4 protein-coding genes and 1 pseudogene are annotated in these 5,177 nt (G+C 42.1%); 4 read left to right on the top strand and 1 reads right to left on the bottom strand.

Annotated features, from left to right (window positions below; genetic code table 11):
- The 3 genes from hflX to glnA form a co-directional block, all read left to right on the top strand.
- A partial coding sequence (gene hflX / locus VK080_RS09230) for a GTPase HflX (protein WP_324224477.1) occupies window positions 1–1,104 on the top strand: 1,104 nt, incomplete at its 5' end.
- Between the two features lie 6 nt (window positions 1,105–1,110).
- Window positions 1,111–2,358: a methionine gamma-lyase family protein gene (locus VK080_RS09225; RefSeq protein ID WP_324224478.1), complete on the top strand. Its 1,248-nt coding sequence runs from the start codon at window positions 1,111–1,113 to the stop codon at window positions 2,356–2,358.
- Window positions 2,359–2,860: 502 nt separating this feature from the next.
- Entirely contained in the window at window positions 2,861–4,198 is a 1,338-nt protein-coding gene (gene glnA / locus VK080_RS09220) for a type I glutamate--ammonia ligase (RefSeq protein WP_324224476.1), read from the top strand.
- An 88-nt stretch (window positions 4,199–4,286) separates the two neighbouring features.
- Here the strand turns inward: glnA and VK080_RS09215 are convergent.
- Window positions 4,287–4,832: pseudogene (locus VK080_RS09215) on the bottom strand (site-specific integrase); the annotation flags it as partial.
- Here VK080_RS09215 and VK080_RS16030 point away from each other — a divergent pair.
- Complete coding sequence (locus VK080_RS16030; protein WP_414672235.1) at window positions 4,799–5,059, top strand: transcription termination/antitermination NusG family protein; 261 nt, start codon at window positions 4,799–4,801, stop codon at window positions 5,057–5,059. The pseudogene VK080_RS09215 and the gene VK080_RS16030 overlap by 34 nt on opposite strands.
- Window positions 5,060–5,177: the final 118 nt, after the last annotated feature.

The following is a 5,177-nucleotide window of genomic DNA, read 5'->3' as shown; positions in this document are numbered from 1 at the left end:
AATCGGCAGCGGATTCATCCCGCTTACTATATCGGCGAAGGAAAAATGGACGAAATAAGAGAAACGGCCGAAGAGTTAAAGGCTGATATCATCATCTCCAATGATGAACTATCACCCGGGCAGCTGCGTAATCTAAGTGATCGCATTGGCATTCAAGTCATTGACCGGAGCCAGCTGATTCTGGATATTTTCGCGCAGCGCGCAAGGACGAAAGAAGGTAAATTGCAAGTGGAGCTTGCCCAGTTGGAATACACCCTGCCAAGGCTGCGTGGCAAGGGTGAAGAAATGTCACGTCTGGGGGCTGGGATTGGAACACGTGGTCCCGGTGAGACAAAGCTGGAAACAGACCAACGTCATATAAGAAACCGGATTGATGATATCAAGCGACAGTTAAAGCAGATTGTCCGCCAGCGTGAACAATACCGCCAACGCCGAAAAACAAATGATGTTTTCCAGGTGGCCATTGTCGGTTATACAAATGCCGGCAAATCAACGTTATTTAACCAGTTGACCCAGAGTGATGCGCTGGTGGAAAATCAATTATTTGCGACACTTGATCCGCTGACACGCAAAATCCAGCTGCCATCAGGTTTTCAAACATTGATAACCGATACAGTCGGATTTATTCAGGATCTACCAACATCACTGATTGCTGCGTTCAGATCAACGCTTGAAGAAGTAGCCGAGGCAGATTTTATCCTGCATGTCGCTGATGCGGCAAATCCTGATTTATGGCACCACCAGAAGACGGTAAATAATTTACTGCAAGATCTCGATGCTGATACGATCCCAAAACTGATGGTTTATAATAAAAAAGATCTGATTGACAACGATTTTATCCCGATGTATTATCCCAATATTTTGATCAGTACATTTGATCGTTCTGATATCCACCGCATGCTGACAAAGTTGGAAGATACGTTGAAGGAAGAATGGGACTCGTATAAAGTAAGTTTAAGCCCTGATCAGGGAAAAATGCTGTACCGCCTGGAACAGGAATCAATTGTAACAGAGCGGTTTTTTCAGGAAAACGAAAACAAGTACTTTATCAGCGGGTATATTCGGCATAACCACCCGATGCAACGTTTGTTGAAGGAGCAATAAGATATGATGTTAAAAGATTTGATAGCAAATGCAGAAAGGGACTGTATAACACAGCATACAAACATTTCCAAAATCGTGGAGAAGAACCAAAAAAGAGTCCTTGATGCCTTTAAGGATAATCGCGTCAGTGAGAGCCACTTTTATTCGACAACAGGATATGGATACGACGATTTGGGACGGGAGACGCTGGAAGCCATTTATGCAGAAGTCTTTGGCGGGGAGGATGCACTCGTAAGACCGCAAATTGTTTCTGGCACACATGCGATATCAACTGCCCTGTTTGGCCTTTTACGTCCGGGTGATGAATTGCTCTACATTACCGGGAAGCCCTATGATACACTTGAGTCGGTTATTGGCGTTAATGGACACTATAGTGGTTCATTACACGATTTTCATATTACATATAATCAGACAGATTTGTTGGATGATGGTTCGATTGATTATACCGCCATCCGCCAAAGCATTTCGGCAAGGACTAAAGTCATTGCTATCCAGCGTTCAAAAGGATATGATGACAGACCATCATTTACGATTGATGAAATAGGTGAAATGGTCGATTTTGTCAAAGCGATTAACGAAAACCTGATTATTTTTGTTGATAATTGTTACGGTGAGTTTGTTGAGGAACAGGAACCACTGCATGCAGGGGCAGATGTTATCGCTGGATCCCTGATTAAAAATCCTGGTGGTGGAATGGTTCGTGCAGGCGGCTATATTGCGGGAAAAACAGAGTATGTTGAACAGTGTGCCAATCGTTTAACTGCTCCGGGGCTCGGCAAGGAAACGGGCGCAACATTCAATATGCTGCAGGAAATGTTTCAGGGACTGTTTATGGCTCCGCATATTGTTGGTGAAGCATTAAAAGGCGCTGTCCTGACTGCAAGATTTTTGGATTTGGCCGGCTTTTGTACAAGCCCTGATTATGAATCGAAGCGGACAGATTTGATACAGACCGTTACATTTAATGACTCGGAAAATATGATCGCTTTTTGCCAGGCAATCCAGCATAACTCTCCGGTGAATGCTTTTGTGACACCGTACCCGAGTGAAATGCCCGGTTATCAGAATCAAGTCATTATGGCAGCCGGTACATTCATTCAGGGTGCCAGTCTTGAATTGACTGCAGATGGCCCGATTAGGGAACCATATACAGCATTTGTTCAGGGTGGTTTAACTTATGAACATGTTAAAATCGCACTTGAAGCTGCCGTAAATGATTTAATCGAAAAAGGACTCATGACGCTAAAGAGCTGAATAAGGCTCTTTTTTATTTTTTGATGTAAGGAAAACATGAATTTGACGTCAAACTTTAATGTAGTGTATGATATGACCTATTATCAATAAGGAGAAACTTTCGATGAACGATCAGGATCGCCGTTCGATGCTTTTATTTTTAATCAGCACTGCCAAAGACTGACCGAACCCAGAATAATCGGGTATTGTATGGGAATCAGATTTAATTTACTTGGTCAGATCAACCGGCAATCAGCGTTTATTCTTACTTAATGATGTTGATTGTTCATTGGAGATACTAAATTTGCTGGATAGGCGATTAATTCAGCAGGGATTAAACATCTCATTCTGGAAGATGAGAGGAATGAATAGAAAAAATGAATCGCGTAGGACCTGTCTGATAAAGAATTGCGTCAAATTTTAAGAAATAAACTATACCAGGCGGGCAAAATGGGGGAATCGAGTTTGCCGGCAGGGGGATCTTACTTGATTTTTCCATTAATTTGATAACGGAGGTAATTGGATGCACAAAGGCTTAACAAAAGAACAAATCATGAAACAAATTGAAGCGGAAAATGTCCGCTTTATCCGGCTGCAGTTTACCGATATGCTCGGAACGATTAAAAATGTTGAAATCCCCCTCAGTCAATTAGACAAAGCATTGGATAATAAGATGATGTTTGACGGGTCCTCAATTGAAGGATTTGTCCGTATTGAGGAATCGGACATGTATTTGCACCCTGATCCGGACACATTTGTCGTGTTTCCATGGACATCCGAAAAAGGGAAAGTCGCTCGGTTCATTTGTGATATTTATAACCCGGATGGAACCCCTTTTGCAGGTTGCCCGCGATATAATCTGAAACGCAATCTTAAGAAAATGGAAGAGCTCGGATTTGATGCATTCAATATCGGGACAGAGCCCGAATTCTTTTTATTTAAATTGGATGACAAAGGCCAGCCTTCACTGGAGTTAAATGACCGCGGCGGTTATTTTGATCTGGCACCAACGGACCTCGGCGAAAACTGCCGTCGGGATATCGTCCTGGAATTGGAAGAAATGGGATTCGAAATTGAAGCATCACACCATGAAGTGGCCCCCGGTCAGCATGAGATTGATTTCAAATACTCGGATGCATTAAAACATGCGGATGATATCCAGACATTCAAACTGGTAGTCAAGACAATTGCCAGAAAACATAACCTGCATGCGACATTCATGCCAAAACCATTGTTCGGTGTTAACGGATCCGGTATGCATGTCAACATGTCCTTGTTTAAAAACGGTGAGAATGCGTTTTTTAATAATCAGGATGACATGCAATTAAGTGATGTTGCCTATCAGTTTACGGCCGGAATCATTAAACATGCCACAAATTTTACAGCCGTAACCAATCCAACTGTCAACTCGTATAAACGGCTTGTACCCGGATACGAGGCGCCTTGTTATGTTGCCTGGTCGGGAACAAACAGAAGCCCGCTCGTACGAATCCCATACTCCCGCGGACTGAGTACCCGGATAGAAGTTAGGAGTGTGGATCCTGCTGCTAATCCATATTTGGCAATGGCGGTACTGCTTGCCAGCGGATTGGATGGGGTTGAGAATAAATTGACACCGCCTGATACCATCGATCGAAACATTTATGTCATGGATAAGAGGGAACGGGAGGCAAATGGTGTCAAAGATTTGCCGGCAACACTTATGGATGCATTGCTGGAACTGCAAAAAGACAGCACAATTGTTGACGCATTGGGCGGACACCTGTATGAACATTTTGCTGAAGCAAAAGAGATTGAATGGAATATGTTCCGCACCACTGTACACCCGTGGGAGCGGGAACAGTATTTAACAACGTATTAACGCTGCTATGACAGAGTTTGTCCCCGTGGGTGCATCAACATAATCAACCTAAAAATTGTATGCGCCCACGAAACGCCCACATAAATTTTTATTTTAAAATACTGTCCATGTAAGTTTCAAATTGGGCAGTATTTTTCTTTTCTATCTTCTTGGATACGTGGGAGTATACGTCTGCTGTAATCTGATAACTTCCATGACCGAGTCGCTCCTGTAGGTATTTCATATCAGCGCCAGCCTCCAACTGTAAAACGGCATGGGTGTGACGTAAGGAGTGTATCGGTAATGGTTTCATATTGGCTCTTTTTAATATACGCTCAAATGCATTGAACAAGCTTGATTTTGGCATGAAATTACCGTCTTTGCGACAGAGTACCAAATTCAAATCATGATGGTAGATATCATTAATCATCGTTTTATTTTGATTTTGCCAGTTGGCATGAAAGCGAAGATGGTCGGCAAGAGTTTTGCTCATACTAATTACTCTCTTTGAATTAAATGATTTCACATCTCCGAAAAGCTCCTCTTCATTATTAGTTGAAAAATCAAGAGTCTTATTAATGTTTATTGTCATATCCTTAAAATTGATATCAGACCATTGTAATGCAGCTCCTTCTCCTTTTCGCATACCGGTTTCATGCCTTTGAAACATTTACACAAGTGTTTAGAGGAAAAAACACCGCAAGAAAAGAAATGAAAAGTGCAGTGCCTGGCTATATATTTGTTGAAACCGACGACCATTTCCCTCTTATGCGTAAAGAGCTTTGGCACTTAATTAAAGGCATTCCGAAAGTCTGTCAGATTTTTAGAAATGAGATACCGGCAGAAGAATTGGATCATTTTATAATGGACCCAAGATTTTAGACACGAAAAAAGGAGATGTTAAGGTAGGTATATGAAACGCAAAAGATATACACCAGAATTCAAATCACAAATCGTGTTGGAAATCTTGAAGGAAGAAAAATCAATGAGCCAGATTGCT

This window comes from Lentibacillus sp., from assembly GCF_035301925.1.
In the GTDB taxonomy this organism is placed as follows: domain Bacteria; phylum Bacillota; class Bacilli; order Bacillales; family Amphibacillaceae; genus Lentibacillus.
Note: the sequence above shows the minus strand (reverse complement) of the source record. Positions and strands in the feature narration are given on the sequence as shown.